23 protein-coding genes and 1 pseudogene are annotated in these 26457 nt (G+C 58.6%); 10 read left to right on the top strand and 14 right to left on the bottom strand.

The annotated features are described in order from the left end of the window. The first annotated feature begins 72 nt into the window (after positions 1-72). A complete protein-coding gene (galE, locus tag RBH71_RS09820; RefSeq protein WP_004432073.1) occupies positions 73-1056 on the top strand; it encodes a UDP-glucose 4-epimerase GalE in 984 nt (327 codons plus the stop codon). A 100-nt stretch (positions 1057-1156) separates the two neighbouring features. Here the strand turns inward: galE and RBH71_RS09815 are convergent, their stop codons facing one another. Continuing rightward, on the bottom strand, positions 1157-1732 hold the full coding sequence (locus RBH71_RS09815; RefSeq protein WP_004432071.1) for a PRC-barrel domain-containing protein: 576 nt from the start codon (positions 1730-1732) through the stop codon (positions 1157-1159). A gap of 238 nt (positions 1733-1970) precedes the next feature. Here RBH71_RS09815 and RBH71_RS09810 point away from each other — a divergent pair, with 238 nt between their 5' ends. Continuing rightward, the gene (locus RBH71_RS09810) at positions 1971-3695 is read left to right on the top strand and encodes a sensor histidine kinase (protein ID WP_004432069.1); all 1725 of its coding nucleotides are present in this window, start codon (positions 1971-1973) and stop codon (positions 3693-3695) included. A gap of 299 nt (positions 3696-3994) precedes the next feature. On the opposite strand, the gene RBH71_RS09805 is transcribed toward RBH71_RS09810, so the two are convergent. Together RBH71_RS09805 and RBH71_RS09800 are read right to left on the bottom strand one after the other, a co-directional pair. Further along, positions 3995-4984 carry a sensor histidine kinase gene (locus RBH71_RS09805; protein ID WP_035252645.1) on the bottom strand — a complete coding sequence of 330 codons (990 nt, stop codon included), beginning with the start codon at positions 4982-4984 and terminating at the stop codon, positions 3995-3997. A gap of 95 nt (positions 4985-5079) precedes the next feature. Continuing rightward, the gene (locus tag RBH71_RS09800) at positions 5080-5874 is read right to left on the bottom strand and encodes a response regulator (RefSeq protein WP_004432063.1); all 795 of its coding nucleotides are present in this window, start codon (positions 5872-5874) and stop codon (positions 5080-5082) included. 137 nt (positions 5875-6011) lie between these two features. On the opposite strand from RBH71_RS09800, the gene RBH71_RS09795 reads away from it, so the two are divergent. Next, positions 6012-6218, top strand: coding sequence for a NepR family anti-sigma factor (locus RBH71_RS09795; protein WP_004432062.1), 207 nt, complete (start codon positions 6012-6014; stop codon positions 6216-6218). Beyond that, positions 6218-6785 (top strand): annotated as a pseudogene (locus RBH71_RS09790) (sigma-70 family RNA polymerase sigma factor). The gene RBH71_RS09795 and the pseudogene RBH71_RS09790 overlap by 1 nt, the downstream one beginning before the upstream one ends. Positions 6786-6851: 66 nt before the next feature. Here the strand turns inward: RBH71_RS09790 and RBH71_RS09785 are convergent. After that, positions 6852-7322 carry an Lrp/AsnC ligand binding domain-containing protein gene (locus RBH71_RS09785; RefSeq protein ID WP_004432060.1) on the bottom strand — a complete coding sequence of 157 codons (471 nt, stop codon included), beginning with the start codon at positions 7320-7322 and terminating at the stop codon, positions 6852-6854. A 175-nt stretch (positions 7323-7497) separates the two neighbouring features. Between RBH71_RS09785 and putA the strand changes: the two genes are divergently transcribed. Further along, complete coding sequence (putA, locus tag RBH71_RS09780; RefSeq protein WP_004432057.1) at positions 7498-11184, top strand: trifunctional transcriptional regulator/proline dehydrogenase/L-glutamate gamma-semialdehyde dehydrogenase; 3687 nt, start codon at positions 7498-7500, stop codon at positions 11182-11184. A gap of 43 nt (positions 11185-11227) precedes the next feature. Here putA and RBH71_RS09775 read toward each other — a convergent pair whose 3' ends face one another. The 4 genes from RBH71_RS09775 to RBH71_RS09760 form a co-directional block, all read right to left on the bottom strand. Then, on the bottom strand, positions 11228-12055 hold the full coding sequence (locus RBH71_RS09775) for an ABC transporter ATP-binding protein (RefSeq protein WP_004432043.1): 828 nt from the start codon (positions 12053-12055) through the stop codon (positions 11228-11230). A gap of 8 nt (positions 12056-12063) precedes the next feature. Further along, positions 12064-12843 (bottom strand): ABC transporter permease subunit, encoded by a 780-nt coding sequence (locus tag RBH71_RS09770; RefSeq protein WP_004432039.1) that lies wholly within the window; start codon positions 12841-12843, stop codon positions 12064-12066. A 23-nt stretch (positions 12844-12866) separates the two neighbouring features. Next, positions 12867-13820, bottom strand: a complete 954-nt coding sequence (locus RBH71_RS09765) for an aliphatic sulfonate ABC transporter substrate-binding protein (protein WP_004432036.1) — start codon at positions 13818-13820, stop codon at positions 12867-12869. 258 nt (positions 13821-14078) lie between these two features. Next, positions 14079-15608: an aldehyde dehydrogenase family protein gene (locus tag RBH71_RS09760; protein WP_013762124.1), complete on the bottom strand. Its 1530-nt coding sequence runs from the start codon at positions 15606-15608 to the stop codon at positions 14079-14081. Positions 15609-15823: 215 nt separating this feature from the next. Here RBH71_RS09760 and RBH71_RS09755 point away from each other — a divergent pair, with 215 nt between their 5' ends. After that, positions 15824-16726, top strand: a complete 903-nt coding sequence (locus RBH71_RS09755; protein WP_111801353.1) for a LysR family transcriptional regulator — start codon at positions 15824-15826, stop codon at positions 16724-16726. Between the two features lie 4 nt (positions 16727-16730). Here the strand turns inward: RBH71_RS09755 and RBH71_RS09750 are convergent, their stop codons facing one another. Together RBH71_RS09750 and RBH71_RS09745 are read right to left on the bottom strand one after the other, a co-directional pair. Next, positions 16731-17711: a glutathione S-transferase family protein gene (locus RBH71_RS09750; RefSeq protein WP_004432027.1), complete on the bottom strand. Its 981-nt coding sequence runs from the start codon at positions 17709-17711 to the stop codon at positions 16731-16733. Positions 17712-17816: 105 nt separating this feature from the next. Continuing rightward, positions 17817-18704 carry a DMT family transporter gene (locus RBH71_RS09745; protein WP_004432025.1) on the bottom strand — a complete coding sequence of 296 codons (888 nt, stop codon included), beginning with the start codon at positions 18702-18704 and terminating at the stop codon, positions 17817-17819. A gap of 376 nt (positions 18705-19080) precedes the next feature. Here RBH71_RS09745 and RBH71_RS09740 point away from each other — a divergent pair, with 376 nt between their 5' ends. Both RBH71_RS09740 and RBH71_RS09735 read left to right on the top strand, forming a co-directional pair. Beyond that, positions 19081-20412, top strand: coding sequence for a UDP-glucose dehydrogenase family protein (locus RBH71_RS09740; protein WP_035252640.1), 1332 nt, complete (start codon positions 19081-19083; stop codon positions 20410-20412). A gap of 86 nt (positions 20413-20498) precedes the next feature. Continuing rightward, complete coding sequence (locus RBH71_RS09735) at positions 20499-21521, top strand: NAD-dependent epimerase (protein WP_004432021.1); 1023 nt, start codon at positions 20499-20501, stop codon at positions 21519-21521. Between the two features lies 1 nt (position 21522). Here RBH71_RS09735 and RBH71_RS09730 read toward each other — a convergent pair whose 3' ends face one another. From RBH71_RS09730 to RBH71_RS09715, 4 genes are read right to left on the bottom strand one after another with little or no spacing between them, the layout of a single operon-like run. Beyond that, complete coding sequence (locus tag RBH71_RS09730; RefSeq protein WP_111801354.1) at positions 21523-22569, bottom strand: glutathione synthase; 1047 nt, start codon at positions 22567-22569, stop codon at positions 21523-21525. A gap of 17 nt (positions 22570-22586) precedes the next feature. Then, positions 22587-24464 carry a flavohemoglobin expression-modulating QEGLA motif protein gene (locus tag RBH71_RS09725; RefSeq protein WP_111801355.1) on the bottom strand — a complete coding sequence of 626 codons (1878 nt, stop codon included), beginning with the start codon at positions 24462-24464 and terminating at the stop codon, positions 22587-22589. After that, the gene (locus RBH71_RS09720; protein WP_004432005.1) at positions 24461-25291 is read right to left on the bottom strand and encodes an N-formylglutamate amidohydrolase; all 831 of its coding nucleotides are present in this window, start codon (positions 25289-25291) and stop codon (positions 24461-24463) included. The genes RBH71_RS09725 and RBH71_RS09720 overlap by 4 nt, the downstream gene beginning before the upstream one ends. Beyond that, positions 25272-25535, bottom strand: a complete 264-nt coding sequence (locus RBH71_RS09715; RefSeq protein ID WP_075807788.1) for a hypothetical protein — start codon at positions 25533-25535, stop codon at positions 25272-25274. The genes RBH71_RS09720 and RBH71_RS09715 overlap by 20 nt, the downstream gene beginning before the upstream one ends. A 44-nt stretch (positions 25536-25579) precedes the next feature. Here RBH71_RS09715 and RBH71_RS09710 point away from each other — a divergent pair, with 44 nt between their 5' ends. Next, entirely contained in the window at positions 25580-25807 is a 228-nt protein-coding gene (locus tag RBH71_RS09710) for a hypothetical protein (protein WP_111801356.1), read from the top strand. Between the two features lie 17 nt (positions 25808-25824). Beyond that, positions 25825-26385: a type 1 glutamine amidotransferase domain-containing protein gene (locus RBH71_RS09705; protein ID WP_323687266.1), complete on the top strand. Its 561-nt coding sequence runs from the start codon at positions 25825-25827 to the stop codon at positions 26383-26385. The last annotated feature ends 72 nt before the right edge of the window (positions 26386-26457 follow it).

Genomic DNA, 26457 nt, shown 5'->3' with positions numbered 1-26457 from the left:
CACGCCGCCCTTATTTGAACAAAGTGAAATACAGTCTCCCGCACGTCCCGTTTTTTTTCTGAAAGGCGATTGATGAAGAAGAAAGTCCTTGTCGTCGGCGGTGCCGGCTATATCGGTTCGCATACCTGCCTTCTCCTGTCTGAGCGGGGATATGAACCGGTCGTTTTCGACAATCTGTCCAATGGACATGAGGAATTCGTCCGCTGGGGACCCTTCGAGCAGGGCGATATTCGCGACCGCGCGCGGCTGGACGAGGTTTTCGCCAAGCACCAGCCGGAGGCCGTACTCCACTTTGCGGCGCTGATTGAAGTCGGCGAATCGGTAAAGCAACCCGTGGCCTTCTACGACAACAACGTCATCGGTTCGCTCAACCTGCTGTCTGCCGCCATCGATGCCGGGGTCACGGCATTTGTTTTCTCCTCCACCTGCGCCACCTACGGTTTGCCGGAACAGGTGCCGATTGACGAGACGCACCGTCAGGCGCCGATCAACCCCTACGGCCGCACCAAATGGGTAGTCGAGCAGGCGCTGAAGGATTACAGCACCTATAAGGGGCTGCGCTCGGTGATGCTGCGCTATTTCAACGCCGCAGGTGCAGATTTCGAAGGCCGCATCGGCGAATGGCACAAGCCGGAAACCCACGCAATCCCGCTCGCCATCGAGGCGGCACTCGGTCGGCGTCAAGGCTTCAAGGTGTTCGGCACGGATTATGACACCCGCGACGGCACCTGCGTGCGTGACTACATCCATATTCTCGATCTTGCCGACGCCCATGTGCGGGCAGTGGACTATCTGCTGGCGGGCGGTGAAACGGTTGAACTCAACCTTGGCACCGGCACCGGCACGACTGTGAAGGAGTTGCTGGCTGCGATTTCGGACGTATCCGGCCGCCCCTTCCCGGTGGAATATACCGACCGCCGCGATGGCGATTCCACCACCCTTGTCGCCAATAACGACAAGGCAAAGGCGGTGTTGGGCTGGGAGCCGCGTTATTCCCTGTCTGATATCATCAAATCCGCCTGGGCTTGGCATTCCTCGCGCAACGCCGGGGACTGAGCGAACGCAATTTAAAACAAAAAGACACCGGCCAATGGCCGGTGTCTCTCGCGGGACGCCTGTTGAGGTCGATCCCGCTCCTGCCTCCCAGGTAAGGGGATCAGGGCTTGGTGGCGGACGTGGTGGTGCTGTCCGGAGCTGCAGGCGTTGCCGCGCTCTTTTCGCTGGCCTGCTGTTCCAGCGTCTTGAATTCCGGAGCAGCCTTCAGCGTTTCCGCCGTTTCGGTCGTCGTCAGGCGAATGGTGCCGTCCTGCGTGTTGCGGGTCATCGTTACCTTGTCCATAGGCACCGCGACATCCTTGGCACCTATACCGAGGAAACCGCCGACACCAATCACGGCTGCGACGAGACCGCCGTCTTTTTCCATGATGAGGTTGGTGACGTTACCGATGCTCTCGTCGGCTGCGGTATAAACCGACTTGCCGATGTAATCATTGGCACTGATCTGCGTTTCGCCCTGCTGGGTGATGTAAGCACCGCCCGTCGTCGCGGCCGCGCTATCATTGGCCAGAGGAGCCGCCGGCGCCATCGGGGTGGCGGGAGGCGTTGCCGGTTCGGTCTGAGCACTCGGATTTGCCGGTGCTGGCTGGGTTGTACCCTGAGCGATGGCAAGCGGCGCGAAAGCCGTCGTGCCCATCAGGGCGGCGGTGACGAGTATCGTAAGTTTCTTTGCCATTTTCGTACCTTCCTTTCATCGTTTTCGACTGGCCGGGCGGTGACGAGTTTCGCTTTCCACTCCATGACCGGTTCGCTTTGCAAACGGGCTGACCATTGAAATGGTTCCGATTTTTTCAGTCGCATAGACGCGATTGCGACATTTTGCGGCTCCCGAACGAAAAAATCAGGCATTGCTAAAGGAAGATGGCGCGGTATTATCCGTGACGTAACAATGCCGTAACTGCCGGAGTTTTTGCATGCCTCAACCCGGCAAAAAACTGAAAAACACGTTCTCGGCTTTACGTCGACGCAGTGCGAATTTTTTTCCGACGGCCTCCATCGGCACCTATCTGGTGGTGATGGCAACCGTCATCACCCTGCCGCTTATCCTTTTCGGCGGCTACTTGATGCTGCGCCTTGAAAGCGAAAAGCGCGACGACCTGCAACGGGAGACGATCGAGGATGTCAGGGTCGTCAGCCGCAACATCGATCGGCGCCTGCAGGAAATCGCCACCTCCCTCAATCTGCTGTCGCAATTCCCGGAACTCGAGAATGGCAATCTTGCCGCTTTTCAGGGACGTGTTGCCGAAAGCCTGAAACGGGAGGGCCTGTACGCCATTCTGGCTACCATGGAAGGCGAACAGTATCTCAATACCCGGGTGTCATTTGGCCAGCCTCTCAGCAAGGTGCCGGCCGAGGCCAATCTGGCCAAGGCAATCGAATCCCGTCGGATCACCGTTTCGGACATGTTTTTCGGCGCGACGAGCAAGGAATGGGTGTTCAACGTTACCTTGCCGCTCGACCCCAATCTGGGTTCCGCCGGAGATGCCCTGATCCTGACGCAGAATACAAGTGACCTGAGCCGGCTCATTCCCACGGAAAACCTGCCGCGCAACTGGGCGGTCGCCATTATCGACGGTAACAATCGTGTTGTCGTTTCCAGTGCGCAGAATGGGGTGGAAGTGGGCAAGCCATTTGCCAGCCCCGCCATTCTTTCAGAAATGCAGGCCTTCAGCGGCAATTTCTTCGACGACAAGGGCAACCTCTATGCCTATGCCCAATTGCCGGGCTGGCAATGGCGAACTGTGATGTGGGGGCCACTTGCCGCAAGTCAGGCAGCATTGGTCGACACGTGGCGGCAAATGATGATCGGCAGCACGATGCTCGTGCTCATCGCCATCGGCGGCGCCTATCTGGTCGGCCGGCAGTTGCGCAGTTCCATTCGCGATCTCACGCTCATGGCTGAACGCATCGGTGAAGGCGAGATCGTGGCGCCCGTCGATACCAAGATCAAGGAAGCCAACCAGGTCGCCGTCGCGCTCTCCAATGCTTCCTTCGACAGAAGCCAGTCGGAAGAACGGCTGCAACTTCTGCTGCACGAACTGGTTCACCGCTCCAAGAATATTCTTACGCTGGTTCAGGCGATGATCCGGCAATTGGGGCGGGAAAACAAAAGCATCCCGGAATTCCAGAAAGAGGTGGACCACCGCCTGCGCGGTCTCGGAATGTCGATCCGGGCATTGGCGGAGGTTCAATGGCAAGGCTTGCCGATCCGTAAGCTGATCGAGACCCACCTCGACGTTTTCGGCACCGTTTCGGAACGCTTCGAGCTGTCTGGGGACGATTTCATGCTTTCTCCGGAAGCGGCGCAAAATTTCGGGCTCGTGGTGCATGAGCTGACGACGAACTCCATCAAATACGGCGCCCTGTCGGTTGCGCTCGGAAAAATCACGGTGAGCTGGAAGCCGCTCGAAAAAGATGGACGTCAGATGATTTATATCGTCTGGACCGAAACGGGCGGGCCACCGGCGACGGAACCAAGCCGCAAGGGCTTTGGTACCACGGTCATCAAAAGGCATGCGGAAGGCGCATTCGGCGGACAGGTGGTGACGGAGTATCGCGAAACCGGGTTCGAATGGTCGCTTGAAGCGCCGATGCGCTATTTTATACCCAAGCGACCCGATCAGGCAGGCCCGCTTTGAAAAATGGCGTGCTGGATCCCCGTACCAGCAGACGAAAAGCAGCTAATTTCGCCCTCCACAAAAAAAATACGTTTTAGTGGAACCGAATTAGGGCGGATGCATTTTTACTGCAGGCCAAGCAATTCCCCCGTCCCCGCCTGACGCTTGGCTGACAATAAACAGGTTTCACCCCTGAAAACCTGTCATAATAAAAAAGCACGGCTCTTTCACGGGCCGTGCTTTTTTTTGCGTTCTCGCAAAAACGGCCGAAGTGCTGCCTATGAGGCAGGTCTCCAACCGAGGGCCATTATTTCGAAATTTCAAATGTCGGTGACGTCCCCGGAAGGAAATTTAAGCCGGTAGACGATCCGCTCCGGCGTGAGGTGATATTCGGCACTCCCGCCCAATGCGGATGGAACGACCTTTTCCAGCACGACGCTGCCGAAACTGCCGCGCCTCGCCTGCGCCGGCTCTTTCGATGGCATGATCGGCTCGATCCACTCAACGATACAAAAATCGCCTTCCTGTCGGCATTGCAGCGAGATTGGCGGATGATAGGCGAGATTGCCGCTATGGCTGACCGTATTGACGACCAGCTCATGGAAAGCCAGACCGATATAAAGCGCGCCATTCGGATTGAGCAGCAGGTTTTCACCTTCCATGTGAATGAGATTAGGATATTCCGGCACATAGAGATCGAATTGCTGGCGAAGAAGCTCGAATATGCGAGCACCTCTCCAGTCGGAATCCGTGATGAGATCCTGACTTTGGGCAAGAGCGTGTAACCGGCCCCGAAACTTGCGCAGAAAATCATCCTTGGTGAGGCTGAAACGGGCCGTCTGGCCCGCAAGGCTCTGGATGATCGCCAGGAGGTTCTTGGAACGGTGGCTGACCTCGCGCAGCAGCGAGCGCAAAAGCTGCTCGCGCCGCCGTTCCGCCGTCACCTCGCGAATAGTGGTTTTCATCACCGCCTGCTTCGCCTGGTTGAAGGTGGAATGGATCTGGAACTGGAAAACCCGGTCATTGCCGGCATTAACTTCCAGCATGCCCCGACTGCCCACCACATTCATATCTTTTTTGAGTTCGGCAAGCCGCTCTGAAAGATCGGTGCCAAACACATTTTCATCCGTGGGATGGCTATCGGTCGGCAGACGCCACACATCCGGCAGATTGGCCACGAATATATACTCCCGGTTCCAGTCTTGTAACATGACTGTCTCGCCCGAATCGAGCAAAGCGAGGACGAGCGAATCGTGTAGCTCGCTCTCGTTCCTCTCCGCGTTATGCCATGCCAGCCGATGCAAATTCATCTCCCTGCAAAAAGCCGTGAGATCACCTCACGACCGTAACCGCGAACGTCCGGGTACCGTAGTTGTTCCCGGACAGTCTACGGTTTCGGCAAATTTCACGCCGCGACGCGAGAGCTTTCGTTGAAAAACAGGGCCTGGCTGATAAGCGCTTTCACCATGTCCGGGTTGAACGGCTTCGTAACGAGGAATGTCGGCTCGGGCCGCTCACCCGTCAAAAGACGCTCAGGGAAGGCTGTAATGAAGATCACCGGCAGAGACGTCATCTGAAGGATCTCCTTCATGGCATCGAGCCCGGAGCTGCCGTCTGCAAGCTGGATGTCGGCAAGGATCATCTTCGGCTGCGTGCGGTTGAAGAGATCGATCGCCTCCGCATGCGTGCGGGCAATACCCGTAACGCGATGGCCGAGATCGGTGACCATCTGCTCGATATCCATGGCGATCAGAGGTTCGTCCTCGATAATCATGATATCGGTGGCAACCTGGCGGGCGATTTCAGAGGCCGCCTCATCGATCAGCTGGCCGATCTGGGCTTCAGTTACCCTCAGAACCTCTGCTGCTTCCGAAGCTGTGAACTCTTCGACCGTGGTCAGAAGGAAAGCCTGGCGGGCGAGCGCTGGTACCGCAGAGAGGTTGGCGGAAGCGCGCTTTTCCCAACCTGACAGGTTTTCATCGGCCTTTATATTGATCGTGACGGAACTAAAAATCGATACGAACAATTGATAAAGCGAAACCCGATCGTTGCTTGTCGGCGGGAAGATGCTGATATCGGCGATCAGAGCTTCAAGTGTTGCTGCAACATAGGCATCGCCAGTGGATTGAGAGCCGCAAACGGCACGCGCGAACCTGCGCAGATATGGCAGGTGCGGTGCGATGCGTGTAGAAACTGACATGGAATTCTCCCCTTTCATGCGGTCTGCAACGCAAACCCACGATAGCAACGTGCGCATCATAAAAAAAGTTCCGGATCGCCGGAACTATTTTTTTCATCGCGCATTCTTGCCACGACACAAAAGGAATACCGGACGTTATGAACATATTTCAATCGGACCAAGATTCTCCGGACAATCCGGCCAACCCTCAGGTCCCGCACTCTGGACGTGCGGTGATTTCCCGCAAGCTCAGGGAACTCTACGATGCTGTTCAGGAAGAAGGCATCCCTGACAAATTCCTCGATCTTCTCGAGAAACTCGATGAAGCCGAAAACAGAGCCAAAGACAAGGCTTCGGGGGAATGATGGCGAAAGAGCCGGAGCAGACAGAATACAATTTCAAACGGGAAATGCTGGCGGCACTGCCAAACCTGCGCGCATTCGCGATCTCACTCATCCGTTCGAGGGATCGCGCTGACGACCTCGTGCAGGATACGATCATGAAGGCCTGGGCGAAACAGGAGAGTTTCCAGCCTGGCACCAACATGCGCGCATGGCTGGTGACGATCCTGCGTAACGAATTCTACAGCCAGATTCTGCAAGTCCGGCCGCGAAGTACAGGATACCGACGGGGTTTACACCTCGCGCCTGTCGGTGCCGCCAGAACAGCATGGTTCGGTCGATCTTCAGGATTTTCGTACGGCACTTGCAAAGTTGCCCGACGATCAGCGCGAAGCGATCTTGTTGATCGGCGCCTCGGGCTTTGCTTACGAAGAAGCAGCCGAGATTTGCGGGTGCCCGGTTGGCACGATCAAGAGCCGTGTCAGCCGCGCGCGATTGCGCCTGCAGGAACTTCTCGGCATCGAAAACGAAAACGAGTTTGGTCCTGACGCGCAGATGAGCGCCGTTACCGCCGCAGCCACCGCGCGCTGAGCTGGCAGAATTCGCAAAGCATTAGACGGGTAGGCTCATGCCTGCCCGTTTTTCTTCGCCGCGTCGTCAGATACCGGTCTCCTTGACCGACTGCATCACGACGAATGTCGAAGTGTTGGAAACCGATGGAAGGCTGGAGATTTTTTCGCCGAGCACCCTTCGGTATTTGCGGATATCGCTGGTGCGCACCTTCAGTAGATAATCGAAGGCGCCGGCGATCATGTGGCATTCCTCCACCTCCTTGATCTTGCGCACCGCCGTGTTGAATTCCTCAAGCGCCTTTTCGCGTGTGTCGGAAAGCTTGACCTCGGCGAAGGCGATATGGTCGACGCCCAGTTTCTGCGGATTGAGCACCGCACGGAAGCCCAGAATATAACCTTCATCCACCAACCGCTTGAGCCGCGTCTGGCACGGCGTCTTGGAGAGGCCGACCCTTTTCGACAGTTGCAGCACCGACATGCGCCCGTCTTCGCTGAGGGCCTCGAGAATCTTGAGATCGAAGTGGTCCAGATCGTCTGTTTTATGACTATTAGCCATGTGATTTCACGCCAATTTTGAATAATAAAAGTTCATATGGCCTGTTCTATCCTCAAAATAGGACCATAGCAATTTTTACGGCAATGATATTGTACACAGCAGAATGACAAGCGGCGAGCGGAGGACACGCTGCCGCTGACAGTCTGTCTTCAACAGCTTTTTCAGGATTTTCAGAATGGCCGATGGTGCAAGCAAAGCCGATGTAAACCCGCAGCAGACGGTGAACGGTATTTTCCAGAATTTTGCACCGCCCGTGCGCGAGCAGAGCCCGTTGCGCAAAGCAATTACCGCCGCTTACCGCCGCCCAGAGGAAGAGTGCCTGGCGCCTCTGATCGATGCTGCGACCGTCACGCCCGAGCAGGCCGCAGCCATTCGCACCACGGCAACCAAGCTGATCGAGGCGTTGCGCGCCAAGACGAAAGGCACCGGCGTCGAGGGGCTGGTGCAGGAATATTCGCTCTCCAGCCATGAGGGCGTGGCCCTGATGTGCCTTGCCGAAGCACTGCTGCGCATTCCCGACACCGCCACCCGCGACGCGCTGATCCGCGACAAGATCGCCCGCGGCGACTGGAAGTCCCACATCGGCGGCGGGCGCTCGCTGTTCGTCAACGCCGCAACCTGGGGTCTTGTCATCACCGGCAAGCTGACCTCGACGGTCAATGACAGCGGCCTTTCGGCGGCGCTGACCAAGCTGATCGCCAGGGCTGGCGAACCCGTCATTCGCCGCGGCGTCGATATGGCGATGCGCATGATGGGCGAGCAATTCGTGACCGGCGAAACGATTGGGGAAGCGATCAAGCGCTCGAAACCGCTGGAGGAACAGGGTTTCCAATATTCCTACGACATGCTCGGCGAAGCGGCGACCACCGCCAAGGATGCGGAGCGTTATTACAAGGACTACGAAAACGCGATCCACGCCATTGGCAAGGCCTCCGCCGGGCGTGGCATCTATGGTGGCCCCGGAATTTCCATCAAGCTTTCGGCCCTGCATCCGCGTTATGCCCGTGTGCAGGCAGAGCGGGTAATGGCGGAGCTTCTGCCGCGTGTGAAATCCCTGATGCTGCTCAGCAAGAAATACGATATCGGCCTCAACATTGACGCCGAGGAAGCCGACCGGCTGGAACTGTCGCTCGATCTTCTGGAGGAACTGGCGCTCGACAAGGATCTTGCCGGTTGGAACGGCCTAGGCTTCGTTGTGCAGGCCTATGGCCGCCGCTGCCCCTTTGTTCTCGACTACATCATCGATCTCGCCCAACGTGCCGGTCGCCGCATCATGGTGCGTCTTGTCAAGGGCGCCTACTGGGATGCGGAGATCAAGCGCGCACAGGTGGACGGGCTGGAAGACTTCCCGGTCTTCACCCGCAAAGTGCACACGGATGTCTCCTATATCGCCTGCGCCCGCAAGCTGCTTGCCGCGCGTGACGTCGTGTTCCCGCAATTTGCGACCCACAACGCCCAGTCCATGGCTACCATCTACCATCTCGCTGGTCCGGACTTCAAACTCGGTGATTACGAGTTCCAGTGCCTGCACGGCATGGGCGAACCGCTTTACAGCGAAGTCGTCGGCAAGAAAAAGCTCGATCGTCCCTGCCGCTTTTATGCGCCTGTTGGCACCCACGAGACGCTGCTTGCCTATCTCGTCCGCCGTCTGCTGGAAAACGGCGCGAACTCCTCCTTCGTCAACCGCATAGCAGATCCCGCCGTGCCGGTGGCTTCCCTGCTGGAAGATCCGGTCACCGTGGTCAAGGCTTACCCCGTTCCCGGCGCACGGCACGACCGCATTGCTGCACCCGCTGGTCTCTTCGGCCCCGAACGGGCAAATTCCGCCGGCCTCGATCTTTCGAATGAAACGGCACTTGCCGCGCTGGACAACGTCCTTAAGGCAGGTGCGACGACGGAATGGAAAGCCGCAGCACCGCATGCAGGCGGAAAGACACGCCCGGTCCTCAATCCCGGCGACCACAATGATGTCGTCGGTTATGTAACCGAACCGACAGAGGCCGATGTCGAAGCGGCAATGCAACGGGCCGCAGCCTCCAACTGGTCTTCCACGCCGGTCGAGGAGCGCGCCGCCTGCCTGGAGCGCGCTGCCGACCGGATGCAGGCCGAAATGCCGGCCCTGCTTGGCCTCATCATGCGCGAGGCCGGAAAATCCATGCCGAACGCCATTGCCGAGGTGCGCGAAGCGATTGACTTCCTGCGTTATTACGCAGCGGAAGCCCGGAAGACCTTCAAGGCCAACGAGACACCGCTCGGCCCGGTCGTCTGCATCAGCCCGTGGAACTTCCCGCTTGCCATCTTCATCGGCCAGGTAACGGCAGCACTGGTTGCCGGTAATCCGGTACTGGCAAAGCCCGCCGAAGAAACCCCGTTGATCGCCGCGCAGGGGGTACGCCTGCTGCATGAGGCAGGCGTTCCGCAGGACGCCGTGCAGCTTCTGCCAGGTGACGGCAAGACCGGTGCGGCACTAGTCGGCTCAGCGCTCACGGCGGGTGTGATGTTCACCGGATCCACTGAAGTGGCGCGGCTCATCCAGGGTCAACTCGCAGGCCGGGTTCTCGCAAACGGCCAGCCCGTTCCCCTGATTGCCGAGACCGGCGGCCAGAACGCCATGATCGTCGATTCCTCAGCGCTTGCCGAGCAGGTCGTCGCCGACGTCATCGCCTCTGCCTTCGACAGTGCCGGCCAGCGTTGCTCGGCGCTTCGCATTCTCTGCCTGCAGGAAGATGTGGCCGACCGAACCCTGACGATGCTGAAGGGCGCGCTGCACGAATTGCGCATCGGGCGCACCGATAGCCTTTCCGTCGATGTCGGCCCCGTGATCACCGCTGAAGCTAAAGGCATCATCGAAAAACACGTTGACAGCATGCGCGCACTCGGCCACCGGATCGAGCAGATTTCGCTTGCCGGCGAAACCGGCAAGGGCACCTTCGTGCCACCGACAATCATCGAGATGAAATCGCTCGCCGATCTTAAGAAAGAGGTCTTCGGGCCGGTGCTGCACGTCATCCGGTTCAAGCGCGACAATCTCGACCGGCTGATCGACGAGATCAACGCCACCGGCTATGGCCTGACCTTCGGCCTGCATACGCGTCTTGACGATACCATCCAGCATGTCCTGTCGCGCGTCGCGGCCGGTAATCTCTATGTGAACCGCAACATCATCGGCGCCGTGGTCGGCGTCCAGCCCTTTGGCGGGCGAGGCCTCTCCGGCACCGGCCCCAAGGCGGGCGGTCCGCTCTATCTCGGCCGCGTCACACAAACCGCGCCGAAGATCGACCGCGTTGCCAGCCAGCAGGACCAGGCGGCTGTCGATCTCGCCCGCTGGCTGGATGAAAACGGCCAGAGCGTTGCAGCCGAAGCCGCAAGACAGGCCGCAGCCCTATCCGGCCTCGGTTTCGAAACCGAACTGGCAGGCCCAGTCGGCGAACGCAACGTCTATGCGCTGCATCCGCGCGGCAAGGTGCTGCTTATTCCGGCCACGGAGCAAGGGCTCTATCGCCAGCTTGCGGCAGCGCTTGCCACCGGCAACTCGGTCGTTATCGATAATGCGTCGGGGCTGGAAAAGTCGATCTACGGATTGCCGGCAACCGTCACCTCGCGCATCACATGGGCTGACAGCTGGGAAAAATCCGCACCGTTCGCCGGCGCGCTGATCGAGGGCGATGCGGAACGTGTCGTTGCGATCAACAAGAAAATCGCCGCCCTGCCCGGTCCTCTGGTTCTGGTTCAGGCCGCCACGACGGAAGCGCTTGACCGTGAAACCCAGCCCTACAATCTCGACTGGCTGGTGGAAGAAGTCTCCGTCAGCGTCAACACAACGGCTGCCGGCGGCAATGCCAGCCTGATGAGCATCGGCTGATTATCTGGTTCCGGCAGGGTCTCGACCCTGCCGGTCCATCACATCACCCACCGATTTCACCACGACCGAAAAGCTGGTTCAGAACCTGCTCTTCAAGCCGCGCGAATTCCGGGGTGCCGTGTCGGCGCGGACGCGGCAGTTTCACATCGAGATCAAGGGCGATGCGCCCCTCATCAATCACGACGATGCGGTCTGCAAGTGCGACGGCTTCCGAAACATCGTGCGTAACGAGAACGGCGGTGAATTTCTGCTTGCGCCAGATGCGCTCCAGCAGAAGCTGCATTTCGATGCGGGTGAGCGCATCTAGCGCCCCGAGGGGTTCATCCAGCGCCAGAATTTGCGGATGCGCCACCAGCGCGCGTGCCAGCGCCACGCGCTGCTTCTGGCCTCCAGACAGGACATAGGGCCACTCGCCCGCCCGGTCCTTTAGCCCAACCTCTTCGAGAATGGCAAGCGCCTGCTCGTTCGCCGCCTCACCTTTGGCGATGCCGGTCAGGCCCACGGATACATTGTTTGCGATGCGCTCCCATGGCAGAAGGCGCGGCTCCTGAAACATCATGCGAGTGCGGCTCGATGCGTCTTTCGAAACGGTGCCGCTTGTGGGCGCATCAAGACCGGCCAAGATACGCAGAAGCGTGCTCTTGCCGCATCCACTCTTGCCGATAATAGCCAGAAACTCGCCTTCCCGCACATCGAGATCGATGCCGCGCAGAACCGGTTTATCGCCAAAGGTCTTTGTCACATTGCGGAAGCTGAAAGCGACCTTGCTGTCGTTCTGCTTGCCGCGCTGTTCAACCTTGGTCTCTGCCCCGGAAGGGGAGGATGATGGGGCATCGGGGCGTCTCAACGTCGTAACATTGCTGGTCGACATGGGTTACCTCAGACTTTCTTGAAGGCTGGATGCCACTGCAGGAAGATGCTTTCGAGGAAGCGGGCGAAACTGTCCGCCAGCTTGCCAAGAAGCGCGTAAATAAGGATCGACAGCACGACGACATCGATCAGCAGGAACTCGCGCGCCTGCATGGCCATGTAGCCGAGGCCGGAAGAGGAGGAAATTGTTTCCGCCACGATAAGCGTCAGCCACATGATGCCGAGCGCATAACGCAGGCCGGTGAAAATGGACGGCAGCGCGCCGGGCAGGATCACTCGCCGGAACAGGGTGAAGGGCGACATGCCATAGGTACGCCCCATCTCCACCAGTTGCGGATCGACCCCCTGAATGCCGAGCAGCGTGTTGATGTAGATGGGGAAAAACACTCCGAGTGCCACGAGGAAAAGCTTTGCCTCCTCGTCGATGCCGAACCAGAGGATGACGAGCGGAATGAGCGCCAGATGCGGGATGTTGCGGATCATCTGCAGCGTCGTGTCGGTAAAGCTGCGGGAAAACCGCGACAGTCCGTTGGCCAGCCCGAAGATGAAACCAATCGCGCCGCCAACGGCGAAACCGGCCAGAGCGCGAGCGGAGCTGACACCGATATTGGCGATGAGTTCCCCTGAAAGCAAAAGCCGCCAGAAGGCTTCCGCGACGGCAGAGGGAGCCGGCAGGACGTTTGCCGAAATGAGACCGACGCGGGCAGCAAGCTCCCAGCCGGCAAGAATGATGGCAGGAAGCAACCAGCCCGTGATGCTTCCAGCCTCGATACGCCTTCTGATGCTCATCGCGAAGCCCTCCGTATCCGGGATCAGTTGGTGGCGCCTGACCAGACGGCATCCTTGATGCTGATCTGCTTAGGGATCAGGCCCAGGCGATAAAAGCGGTCGGCAGTTTCCTGCTGGCTGGCAATGATCTTGTCATCGATTTTCGAAATACCGAATTCCGAACGGTTCGCAGCCAGCGTCTGCGCTTCCAGCGGTACACCTGTCACCTCATGCAGGGCTGCCGCAACCTTGTCGCGGTTGGCGGCGGACCATTTGGCCGCCTCGCCCAGGGCATCAAGCGTTATATTGATGGTGTCGGCATGGGATTTGGCATAGTCGCGGTTGGCGAGGAAATAGGTACTCACATTGAGAACCTCGCTGGTGCGGGCCAGAGTGACGGGCTTATAGCGCGTCTCGGCAATTGCATAGAACGGATCCCAGACGGCCCAGGCGTCGATCTTGTCGCTGGCAAAGGCTGCCGCCGCGTCAGCCGGGCTGAGATAGACCACGTCGATATCGCTAAATTTCAGGCCGTTCTTCTCAATTGCCGCCACCAGCAGATTGTGGGCGCTTGTGCCCTTGCCGACGCCGACCTTCTTGCCCTTCAGATCGGCAACCGACTTTATACCGCTCTCGGGCTTGGTGAAGATCGCCTCACCCTTACCGTTTGAGGGAAGAGCCGCAACGTAAACGATGGCCGAACCGGCCGCCTGACCGAAGATTGGCGGCGCATCGCCCGTCCAGCCGACATTGATGGAGCCAACATTCAAGGCCTCCACCAGCGGCGGGCCTGCGGTGAATTCGACCCACGAAACCTTGACGCCCTTGGCCTCAAGCGCCTTTTCGATAACGCCCTGTTGCCTCGCGATCACCGGCAGGCCGGTTTTCTGATAACCGATCTTCAGCTCTTCCGCCGCCTGCGCCTGCAAGGGCAGCACGGATAATGCAGCGGCAACAAGAAAACTGGCGGAGAGGGCACGACGGGTAATGGCTGGCATCTTAGCTCCTTGTCGCCGACCCCCTGGGGCCGGTTTGCGATATGGAGCAATGCTAGGGTTTTCGATGAAAACGATAGAGAGAGGATAATTCAATATGAGCGATATTGCGGGAATAAAATTCCGCAGAGACGCCTCTTTCCCGCAAATCATCGCAGGAAGCATTACCAAGCCTGCTTAACAGACGAATGCCGGTGCGGACTGGCCGCACCGGCATGATGGATCAATATCGCTATCGAACGCGCAAACTTGCGAAGCGATTTACTCGATATCGAAGGAAACGCCCTGCGCCAAAGGCAGCGCCTTGGAGTAGTTGATGGTGTTGGTGGCGCGGCGCATATAGGCCTTCCATGCATCCGAACCGGATTCGCGGCCACCGCCGGTTTCCTTTTCACCACCGAATGCGCCGCCGATTTCCGCGCCCGAGGTTCCGATATTGACGTTGGCGATGCCGCAATCCGAGCCTTCCGAAGACAGGAAACGTTCCGATTCCTGAATGTCGCGGGTGAAGATCGACGACGACAGACCAGCGGCAACGGCGTTATGCGCGTCAATCGCCTGATCGAGATCGCTGTACTTCATCACATAAAGGATCGGCGCGAAGGTCTCTTCCAACACCGGCCCCGCCTGTTCAGGCATTTCGACAAGTGCCGGCTTTACATAATAGGCATCCGGCGCACCCGTATCCACTCGCCCGCCGCCATTCACCACGCCGTCATGCGCCTTGGCCGCTTCGAGCGCCTTCTGCATGCCGTCGAAAGCCGCCTTATCCACCAGCGGTCCGACAAGCGCCGATGTTTCGAGCGGATTGCCGACGGATACGGAGGCGTAGGCCTTTTTCAGACGCGGCACGAGCTGGTCGTAAACACTGTCATGCACGAAGAGACGGCGAAGCGTGGTGCAGCGCTGGCCGGCCGTGCCCATGGCGCCGAAGGCAATGGCGCGCAGCGCCATGTCGAGATCGGCAGACGGGCAGACGATGCCGGCATTGTTGCCGCCCAGTTCCAGAATGGCGCGGGCGAAGCGCTTCGCCAGACGCGGGCCGACATCGCGGCCCATGCGGGTGGAACCGGTTGCAGAAACCAGGGGAACCTTGGGGTTGTCCACCAATGCTTCACCAACGGCGCGGTCGCCGATCAGAAGCTGCGACAGCCCTTCCGGCGCATCGCCAAAACGGGCTACGGCACGTTCGAAGATGCCCTGAACCGCAAGTGCCGTCAGCGGGGTCTTTTCAGATGGCTTCCAGACCACCGAATTGCCGCAGACTAGCGCGAGTGCCGCGTTCCACGACCAGACCGCGACCGGAAAATTGAAAGCGGAGATAACGCCGACAACGCCGAGCGGATGCCAGGTTTCCATCATACGGTGGCCGGGGCGTTCGGTGGCGATGGTGAGGCCGTAAAGCTGGCGGGACAAGCCGACCGCGAAATCGCAGATATCGATCATCTCCTGCACTTCGCCGAGACCTTCGGACGGGACCTTGCCCGCTTCCAGCGAGACGAGCCGACCGAGATCTGCCTTGAAGGAGCGCAGTTCTTCGCCCAGAAGCCGGATCAGTTCGCCACGGCGCGGAGCAGGCACGTTGCGCCAAATCTTGAAGGCGGCATCGGCCTTGTCGACCACGGCTGCGACACCCTCGACCGAAATGGTCTTGAGGCTTGCGATCTGTTCACCCGTTACCGGGCTGAACGACGCCATATCGCCGCCGGTATAAAGATCGCGGGCGACGCCCATTCTGTCGAGCAGGGCCGCGGCTTCCTGTTTCACGTCAAGCTTCGTGGTCGCATCCATGTCAAATTATCCTTTTTGGCTCAAAGGGGAGGAAAGGCCGTTTTTGATACGGCGCTTTCAACTCCCGTCGCTGTTCTTTCCCCGAATTTATCATTTTGTGAAACGGCGCCTCCGTCGAAGCCGGCAAAACACCATTCCATTCTTTCCCGTAATCATATATGGCCATAATGACCCTTTTCCAATGAGGAAAGCGGGTAAGTTGATGCGAGAATGGTATGGATCCGCGCAGAAGACTGGTCCCTGATATCGTAACCCTGCAAGCATTCGAGTGTGCCGCAAGGCATGGGAATTTTACCCGTGCGGCGGAAGAACTCAACCTCACGCAAAGTGCGGTCAGCCGGCAGATCGGCGAACTCGAGGCGCAGACCGGAATGCAGCTTTTCGAACGCATCCGCCGGCGCGTCGTCCTGTCGGAAGCGGGTCGCAAATTCCTGCCAGACGTGCGGCGCCTGTTGCAGCAATCCGAACAGCTGATGGTGCGCGCGGTCTCGGCCGGAACATCTCATGCATCACTTTCCGTCGCCACCCTGCCAACCTTCGGCAGCCGCTGGCTGATGCCGCGTCTGCACCGCTTCATCGACGCCAACCCGGAAATGACCATCACCATCGGCTCGCGCTCGCACCCTTTCGATTTCGATGAGGAAGGTTTCGACCTCGCCATCCATTACGGCCAGCCGGTCTGGGCGCACGGCACCTGCACCTTTTTATGCAACGAAGTGATCGTGCCGGTCGCCAGCCCCGCTCTGCTTCAGCGCGCGGGAATGAGAGAGCCGGAGGATTTTAACCGACAACCGTTGCTGCACGTGACCACACGGCCGAAACTATGGACTGAGTGGCTGGAGATGAATGGGGTAACGGCGGAGAATGCCTATAGAGGCAGCCGTTTCGACCGGTTTTCGATGATCATTGAAGCAGCCATAAGCGGCATTGGCTTTGCCCTTCTGCCGAAATATCTGATCGAGGCGGAACTCGTCTCCGGCCGTCTCGAAATCGTCTTCGACATTCCACTGCAAACCGACAAGAGCTATTATGTTGCCCTGCCGGAAGGGCGGCAGGACAATGTCCTTGCCCGCGCCTTCCAGGCATGGCTTCTCGATCAGGTCGGCAAGCCGGCCTAGATATTCACACAGTGCCGCCGATGGAAACCTCGTCAAGCCCCGGCAGATCGGGGCCGACCGGCACGATCCGGGTCGGATTGAGCGCCTTGATCGAATAATAACCGCGCTTGATGTGGTCGATATTGACCGTGTCACGCACGCCCGGAATGTTTAGCACCCGCATCATATAGGCCTGCAGGGCCCGATAGTCGGCAATGCGGCGAAGGTTGCACTTGAAGAGGCCGTAATAGGCGGCATCGAAACGCACCAGCGTCACGAAAAGCCTGACATCCGTTTCCGTCAGGCGATCGCCGAAGAGGAAGGGACCGCCTGATGCCAGGCGAGTTTCAAGTTCCTGAAGTGTCGCGAAGACGTCGGCAAAGGCTTCCTCATAGGCAAGCTGGGTGGTGGCAAAACCGGTTCTGTAGACACCGTTGTTGAGGCGGGGATAGATATGGTCGTTGAGCGCATCAATCGCGTCCCGCAGATCTTCCGGATAAAGATCGATGCCGTTATCGGCCAGATCGCCGAAACCGGAATTCAGCATGCGGAGAATGTCGGCGGATTCGTTGTTGACGATGGTTTTCGTCTTCTTGTCCCAAAGAACCGGAACGGTGGCACGGCCGGTATAATGCGGATCGGCGCTGGTATAGGCTTCGTGCATATAAGCGAAGCCGTTCAGCCCGTCGCGATCCGAACCTGGATAATCGCCGAATTTCCAACCCTCGTCGGAGAGCGCCGGCTCCACAATTGAGACCGAAATGACATCCTCGAGCTTCTTGAGCTTGCGGCCGATCAGCGTGCGTGAGGCCCATGGACAAATCAGCGCGACATAGAGATGATAGCGCCCAGCCTCGGCCTTGAAACCGCCCTCTCCCGTCGGGCCTGCTGAACCATCAGACGTTACCCAGTTGCGGAAGCCGGATGTCTGGCGAACGAAACCACCCTTCTTGTCGGTCGCCTGCACCGGGTGCCATTCGGCGGTCCACTTTCCATCCACGAGCATTTTGGGCTCTCCATTCATCTATCGATGAAAAGCTTATGGGGCCGTCTGCACCCACCCCACAAGCCGCGCTTCGGTTGACGCACTGTTTCCGATCGATGGATGACTTCAAAGCCGATTGCGGAAAAACGGATTCCAGCGAACTGTGCCGAGCCTGACCCTTTCGCGGATCATCGTCAGAAGTCCCGATGCGGCGATGACACCCAGCCCAAGCACCGCGATCGCATCCGGATATTCGTGGAAGAAAGTCATGCCGATCGCCACGGCCCAGAGGATCTGAGAATAATGCGAGGGTGCAATCTGGCTGGCCGGCGCGATACGTGTTGCGACGAGCAGCGTTATCTGTCCCGTCGCCGTGCAGAGGCCGATGAAGGCAAAGGCGGCGAACTGGTGCAGATTGGGCATGACGAACTCGGGAATCGAGGCAATGCCGTTGAAGGTGAGGCCGTAGACCAAAAGCACGCCCATTATCGAGGTGCGCTTCTCCTTGCCCGCAAGCGAGCGGAGCAGCACGATGGTCATCGCCGCCAGGAATGCGACACCGATGGCTGCGACGTGCCCGAGTTCCAGCGCCTTGAAGCCGGGCCGCACGACGAGCAGAACACCGACGATGCCGGCCAGAACGGCCGCCCAGCGCCATGGCCCTATATCTTCCTTCAATACGACAGCCGACAGCACTGTCACAAACAACGGTGAGAGAAAGATCAGCGCATAGGCTTCGGCCAGCGGAATGGTGGTGAAGGCATAGATACCGAGAATACCGGCGAACAGGCCGGAAATCGCCCGCCCGTGCACCGCAAACGGACGGCTCATGCGCCAGAATTCACGCCACCTTTCCTCACGCGGCTTGCTGAAGAAGATGAAGATGCCGGAAAACAGGATGCTGAAAAAGCCGATCTCGAAAACGCTGATCTGTGATCCAAGCGACTTGATCGTGGCATCGCCCAGGGAAAAGGTCGCATAAGCGAACAGACCGAGCAGAAAACCCTTTTGCATTTGAACTTCCCCGAACAGCGACCGCAACGCAAAGCGCACCCCGGCCGCTTAAAGCAACCCGGACGCCCCTTAAGGGACAGACAGTCTGGCAGATTTGATCCTCACCCTATGGCTAGACCCGGCTACCTATGAGTGCAAGCCGCAAAAGCCGCAAAAACACCCGATCCGACCGCATCGATGCAGATGGCCGCAAGGTGCGGCAAATTTGTCCCGTCGACGCCATCATATCACCGTCACGGAAAGAGGTTAGCCCGTGTTGATCGTGGCGCTTGGCGGCAAGCGTGAAGGCGGCTAAACAATGTGGTGTGATTGCACCCGCTGATTTCGCCTGAAGCTTGCTGCGCGAACATCGCCTCACGAACCGAAAGGAAGAAGAATGCGGATAGTGATGATCGGTGCCGGTTATGTCGGCCTTGTTTCCGGTGCGTGTTTTGCCGATTTCGGCCATGACGTGATCTGCGTGGACAAGATGCCGGAGAAGATCGAAGCGCTGAAAAGCGGCCATATCCCGATCTTCGAACCGGGTCTGGAGGTCATCGTTGCCAACAACGCCAAGGCGGGCCGATTGAGCTTCACCACCGACCTCTCCTCCGCGGTTGCCAATGCCGACGTCGTCTTCATCGCGGTCGGCACGCCCTCGCGGCGCGGCGACGGCCACGCCGATCTCGGTTATGTCTATGCGGCGGCGAAAGAAATCGCCCATTCGCTTGACGGCTTCACCGTCATCGTCACCAAGTCCACCGTTCCCGTCGGCACGGGGGACGAGGTGGAACGCATCATCCGCGAAGAAAACCCTTCGGCCGATTTTGCCGTGGTTTCCAACCCGGAATTTCTGCGGGAAGGCGCGGCCATCGAGGATTTCAAGCGACCGGACCGCATCGTCGTCGGTCTTTCCGACGAGCGCGCCCGCCCGGTGATGACGGAGGTTTACCGTCCGCTCTATCTCAACCAGTCGCCTTTGCTCTTCACCACCAGGCGCACTTCGGAACTGATCAAATATGCCGCCAACGCCTTTCTGGCGATGAAGATCACCTTCATCAACGAAATGGCGGATCTGTGCGAAAAGGTCGGCGCCAATGTTCAGGATATTTCGCGCGGCATCGGCCTCGATGGCCGCATCGGCGCGAAGTTCCTGCATGCCGGTCCGGGTTATGGCGGCTCCTGTTTCCCCAAGGATACGCTGGCGCTTGCCAAGACCGCACAGGACTATGACGCCCCTGTGCGGCTGATCGAGACCACCATTGCCATCAACGACAACCGCAAGCGCGCCATGGGCCGCAAGGTCATCAACGCGGTGGGCGGCGACGTGCGCGGCAAGAAGATCGCGGTCCTTGGCCTGACCTTCAAGCCCAATACCGACGATATGCGCGACAGCCCGGCGATTGCCATCATCCAGACCCTCCAGGACGGCGGCGCCAAGGTGGTCGGCTACGATCCGGAGGGAATGGTGAATGCCCGCCATGTGATCGAGGATATCGACTATGCAAGCGGCCCCTACGAGGCTGCCGAAGGCGCCGATGCCGTCGTGATCGTGACGGAATGGAACCAGTTCCGCGCACTCGATCTGCCGCGCCTGAAGGCCATCATGAAAAACCCCGTTCTGGTGGATCTACGCAATATCTACCGCACGGACGAGGTCACCGGGCACGGCTTCGTTTATGCCGGCATTGGCCGCCCACACGACAGCAGTTCCGACAAGGGCCAATAGCGGTTTCGCCTTCGAAGTTTCATTAAAACGGTTTTTGCGCTTCGGTTCGGCCGCAAACGCACCAACGGATTTGGGATATAGTCATCATGCGTTATCTGGTTACCGGCACCGCGGGCTTCATCGGTTTTTACGTTGCCAAACGGCTGCTCGATGCCGGCCATTTCGTAACCGGTTTCGACGGCATGACGAAATATTACGATGTCAGCCTGAAAGAAAAACGCCATGCGATCCTTTCCCGCTCCAACGGTTTCAGGGCGGAAATCGGCATGCTGGAAGACACGGATGCGCTGAAGCGCGCGGCAGAGGCTGCCGAACCGGAAATCATAATTCACCTCGCCGCGCAGGCGGGTGTTCGCTACAGCCTCGAAAATCCACGCGCCTATATCGATTCCAATCTCATCGGATCGTGGAACATGCTGGAGCTTGCCAAGAACCTGCGTGTCAAACACCTGATGCTGGCTTCAACTTCCTCCATCTACGGCGCCAATGAAAAAATTCCCTTTGCGGAAAGCGACAAGGCCGACGAGCCGATGACGCTTTATGCGGCCACCAAAAAATCGATGGAATTGATGGCGCACAGCTACGCCCATCTTCACAAATTGCCCACCACAGCCTTCCGTTTCTTCACGGTTTACGGACCGTGGGGACGGCCGGACATGGCGCCAATCAAATTCGTCGACGCCATCTCGAACGGCGAGCCGATCGATATTTACGGCCAAGGCAATATGAGCCGCGACTTCACCTATATCGATGACCTCGTTGAAGGTATCGTCCGGCTGAGCCAGGTCATTCCGTCCGAGGAAAACCGGGTAACTGAGGAAGGCGTCACCGACACGCTGTCGCACCACGCACCCTTCCGCATCGTCAATATTGGCGGCGGCCAGCCGGTAGAGCTGATGCACTTTGTCGAAACGGTCGAAAAGACGGTCGGCAGGCCGGCAATCCGCAACATGTTGCCGATGCAGCAGGGCGACGTCCCCCGCACCTTCGCTTCACCCGATCTTCTGAGGGCCTTGACGGGCTATGTGCCGCAAACCCCGGTCGAGGAGGGCATCAAGGCCCTCGTCGCCTGGTATCGTGACATGCAGTCGACAGAGCTGCGCGAATAAATCAAAGCGTCGCTAGAAGACGATTTGAAAGCATACCGCCGGAGGCGCTCTGCATGGCGATCTTGGTTTCCACGGCTTCGATGATCGTATCGCTGAAATCGACATCGGTGAGGTCGCGAATGTTGGAGAGACCGCCGGGCGAAAACACGTTTACCTCCAGTATCTTGTCGCCGACAATATCAAGCCCGACCAGGAACATACCGTCTTCCACCAGCTTCGGCCGCATCATTTCGGCAAGCGCCACAATCTCGTCCGTCACCTTCACGGCCTCGGCAGTGCCCTTGGCGTGAATGTTGGAGCGCAGATCGCCTTTTGCCGGAACGCGGCGCAAAGCCGCATATTGTCCGTCGCGCATCAGAGGCTTGCCATTCATCATGAAGAACCGAATATCGCCATCCTTGGCGGCCGGCAGATAGGCCTGTGCAATCAAGTAACCTTCGAGACTGACCGCCTCGAAAATCTGGTTGAGATTGGCCTCCTTGCTGGAGCCGATCTTGAAGACGTTCTTGCCGCCTGAACCCTGCAGCGGCTTGACGATGACACCCTTAGGGTGGGTATCCGCAAATGCGCGTATTTCATCGACATTGCGCGAGATGATCGTGGTCGGGCGTAAGATTTCCGGAAAGCTCTGGAAATAGAGCTTGTTCTGCGCCAGCGCCAATCCTTCCGGGTCGTTCAAAACCACAACGCCGCGCTGTTCTGCCAGCCGCCCGAACAGAATGCCGGCATGCACCGCCCATGGCCGCGTCGTCTGATCCAGCGAGGGATCGTTGCGCAGCATCAGCGCGTCGATTTCCTCTACATCCATGGTACGCCGTTCCAGTGCTTTGTCCTGAAGTGCCGCGTGAAAAGCATCGGCTTTCTTGTATTTGGCCTTCGGTAGAACGGTGGCGTGTACGGTCAGGCTATCATCCGAGCGCAAGGTAAAATCGCCAGGCGTCAGATACACCACCTCGTGACCGCGATTGAGCGCCGCCATGGCCAGCAGGCCGGTTGCGAAAGTAGGCCCCTCAGTTTCGATGGAATTGACGAAAAATGCGATACGCATAAGCCCCTCCTGTAATATTACAATGTCGCCAGTTCGGCGATGGATAATCCGGCCCGTATCTTTTCCAGCCGCTCATTGGCCTTGGCCGGCAGCAGAAAAGCGGGACGTACGCCCGGCGGACGCAAGAGGCCGCGCAAGGCAAGCTCCTGCATCACCGGGAAATGGGCAGCGGCAATCTTGCCCATCCAGAACGGATCGAGCGCGCCATCCTTGCGCAGATGCTCCAGCACCTCCGCAAGCCCACGCAGATAGATCGCGTCCTTGGAAAGACCGCCGCCACGATAGATGCGCAAAACCATGTTGAAGGCGCCAGCCTCGTCGAAACCATGATCGCGGGTCATAGTCCGGAACGTCTCAACAAAAGTCGCGCCGTCCAGCATGGCGGCGCAGCCGACGACACGGCCGGCGATCAGCCGCAGGCGCTCGCGCGTCATGCCGCCGGCCAGATGTTCCGCCAGCACTGCCAGCCCTTCCTGCACGCCCTCGTAACCGGAAAGGCCGGTGCGGAAGAGCCGGAGGCCCTGAAACGAACCGTTGAAATAGGTGAGGAGATGCACGCCGATCTCATGCGACAGCAGCGCCTCGACCCGGCGCTGTTCCATGACGGTGTGGCGAGAAATCAGGAGCTTCTCGCCCGTCACCATCAGGCCAGGCGGCAGGTCATCCCTGATCTCGACACGCGCCTTGAATTCCGGCTCCTCCGCCAGATAGGTCTCGATCATCTCGCGCGATTTTTTGGCGACCGCATAACAATCGACCATGGCGATTTCGCCGCTCTCATCCTTGCGTGGGCAATCGGCAAGCACCTTGAGCGCCAGCGTCAGAAGCGCGGGTTCGACGGCACCGTAAAGGGCGCGGGAGAAATCGGTGAAAGTACGGCGATGCAGATTGGCGAGCATGGTCAGTTGCAGATCGATCTCCTGCTGTTTCTCCCGGTAGAGATGATAAAGCACCGGGTCTTCCAGATGATCGAAAACGACGGAATAGAGCTTGCGTTTCTGCTCCTCGACGTCAACGCCGAGCGGCCGGTAAAGCAGGCGCGGCGCATATTGGAAGCTGCCATCGCGAAATTCCTCGAAGGCCCGGCGGGCATTGATCGGCGTCACGGACAGAAGAAAATCAAAGGACGAGACGATGTCGTCTATTGAACGATCGGCACGTCTGACGGCATCAACGAAGGCCTTGCGGCCGAGCGCGCGATGGCTGGTAACCTTGAGTGCATCTTTACCGGCAGCGAATGACGAGAAGGCCTGAAGGCCGGCATCGAAAATATCCGCAATCATCGTCTCGCGCAGGCCGGGATAATCGGCGCCGGATTCAGGCTGTCGGTAGATCGGCGCGAAACGCACGCTGATGCAGGGAAAATCAAGCCCGGCATTTTGAAATCTGAGGATCGGATCGGCATCCGGTTCGGGCCGGGTTATGCGGGGCGTGCGGAAACGCACTTCGGCATCACAAACCGCCTTAATGAAAACACGGCGTGCACTTTGCGTTTCCGGCTCAGATGTTGCCGAGACGGAAACCTCATAATGCGGCAGGAAAGGTGAATCGTCAGCGAGCAGAATGTCGTGTTCCAGTTCGCCGATATCGAGAACCATGAAGGCGCCGAAACGTTCGCGCATGGCCGTGCCGACGGCTGCAATCAGGGGTGCAGCCTCCTGAATGCTCGATGCGATCAGATAAGATGCATGCGCAGAGGCGATATCGCGGGCCGCAAGGTCCTTGGTGCCACCAGTCAGATGCAGGCAAAGAAACGGCAGCGGCCGGTCGATATGCAGCCGGCCGTTCTTTCCGACATCACGACGGACGGCTTTGCCGGCCTCAAGGCAGGCGACGACATCGTCTACCAGCTCGATAACCTGTAACGGTTCACCACGCGCCGAGGAGACGTTCATCGCCGCGCCCTCAGGCATTCTTCGAGAACCGGCTGAAGTGCGGTGATAGCGTCGCGAATATCGGAAACGACGCGCTTATCCGGCTTACCGGTCCACTCGTCCATGAAGAATTTCTTGAACTCCACTGCGATGGCGCAGCCGTTCTGCGCAAAACGCTCGTGAATAAACCGGGTCTGCTCACCCTTGCCCTGAAAGGCGACGTTCTCGCGTACATCAAGGCGGCGTCCGCCGATGGTGGCTGTCGCAAAATGATGGCCCACCGCACTGACGACGTCACTCCAGCGGCTGCGATCCATGGAAAATGTGCCGATATTGATATCAGGCGCTTCCGCCTGGGGCGTTTGCGGCGCTGTAGCGCCCTGCCGGCGATGATTGTAGCTGTGTATGTCCAGCACGACAAAAGCACCATGCCGCCGCTCGACGGTTGAAAGAACTGCTTCGAGCATTGCGTAATAGTCGGCATGAAAATCGAGCGATTGCCGGGTGGCCTCTTCCGGCGGCTCCTGTTTCCAGACCTCCAGCCCCCAGGATTGTTCCGGCTTCAGATAAACTGCCTGATCGGCGAACCGGTTGAGATCGATTTCGAAACGCGAATGGTGAACGACAATGCGGTTTGTCATTCCCGCGATCATCTCGCCGGTAAAAGGGTCTTCCTCTCTCAGCCGCTGGTCGGCGGAAAGAGCCATCAGCGAGGCTATGTCCGGGCGAATGAGATGACCATCATGAATGGCCGTGCCGATGATCGGTGAATTGCCGAAGTCGATCGACCAGAAACCCTTGTTTTCGTCGTTGCCGCGGCACTCGCCGTCACTGTGTCTGGCTGTCATGCTGCCTCCCCTGCATCTGGGCTAAAACAGCACGACTTGCCGGTTTGTTCCGATAAAAATTGCGCGCGATACATTTGTCCTTGGCAAGAATCCGCCTGAAAAAATGCGGAACCATACCGGAAAGCTCACGTTGTTCTGGCAGGAGGGCCGCCGTGTCAAACGGACACGATGGCGCTGAAGAACATCGGGATTTTTCCGTTTTCTCCCGGTGGCCAACGAAATGGCAGCCGAGCTTCTTACCCATCCGGCGCCCTCCGTCCCCGCTTTCCACGCACAAGGAACCACGACATGGAAAAGACCGAAACGCGTAAACTTGCAGAAGAATATCTGCGGCTCGGCGGCACCCGCCAGGTCATGATCGACGACAACAAGACCTTCGTGCGCCAATGGGAAGACGAACCGGCAGAAGCCGAGACCTTCTGGCAAACGAATATCGAAAAGCTCGATCCGGAGCGCCGTGAGGATGTGGAGTTTTTTCTGTCCTCCGTGAATTCGGACAAAGACGAAAACAGATAAACAGGAAGGAAACAGACATGACTGCCATCAACACTGCAAAAATCGTCATTCTCGCAACGGACGGCTATGAGCGTTCGGAACTGCGCGTGCCCTATGATCAGCTGAAGGCCAAGGGCGCGGACGTCAAGATCGCCTCGATCAAGGATGGTGAGATCAAGAGCTGGGACGAAAAGAACTGGGGCGACAGCATCGCCGTCGATATTTCCGCGAAGAACGTCAGCGCCAATGATTTCGATGCACTCGTCCTGCCCGGCGGCCAGATCAATCCGGACGTATTGCGTCATGACGACGATGCAATGCGCGTGGTGCGAGATTTCGTCAAATCCGGCAAGGTCGTGGCTGCCATCTGCCATGCCCCTTGGCTTCTGGTTGAAGCAGATGCCCTGCGCGGTCGCGACGCGACCTCCTATTGGTCGATCAAAACCGACCTGAAAAATGCCGGCGCCAACTGGAAGGACGAAAAGGTTGTGACTGATAAGGGCATCATCACGTCTCGCAGCCCCGATGATCTGGACGCCTTTGTCGCCAAAATCATCGAGGAGGTCGAAGAAGGCAACCACGAGCGCCGCGCTGCCTAAGGGCAGTAAGCGGAAAAAAACCAGAGCGCATCCGGCCTATCCAAAATGGCCGGATGCGCTCTCTGTCTTTGT

It is taken from the genome of Rhizobium sp. AN68 (assembly GCF_030758035.1).
Classification (GTDB): domain Bacteria; phylum Pseudomonadota; class Alphaproteobacteria; order Rhizobiales; family Rhizobiaceae; genus Agrobacterium; species Agrobacterium tumefaciens.
The sequence above is the reverse complement of the archived record's forward strand: the minus strand, read 5'-3'. Positions and strand labels throughout refer to the sequence as shown.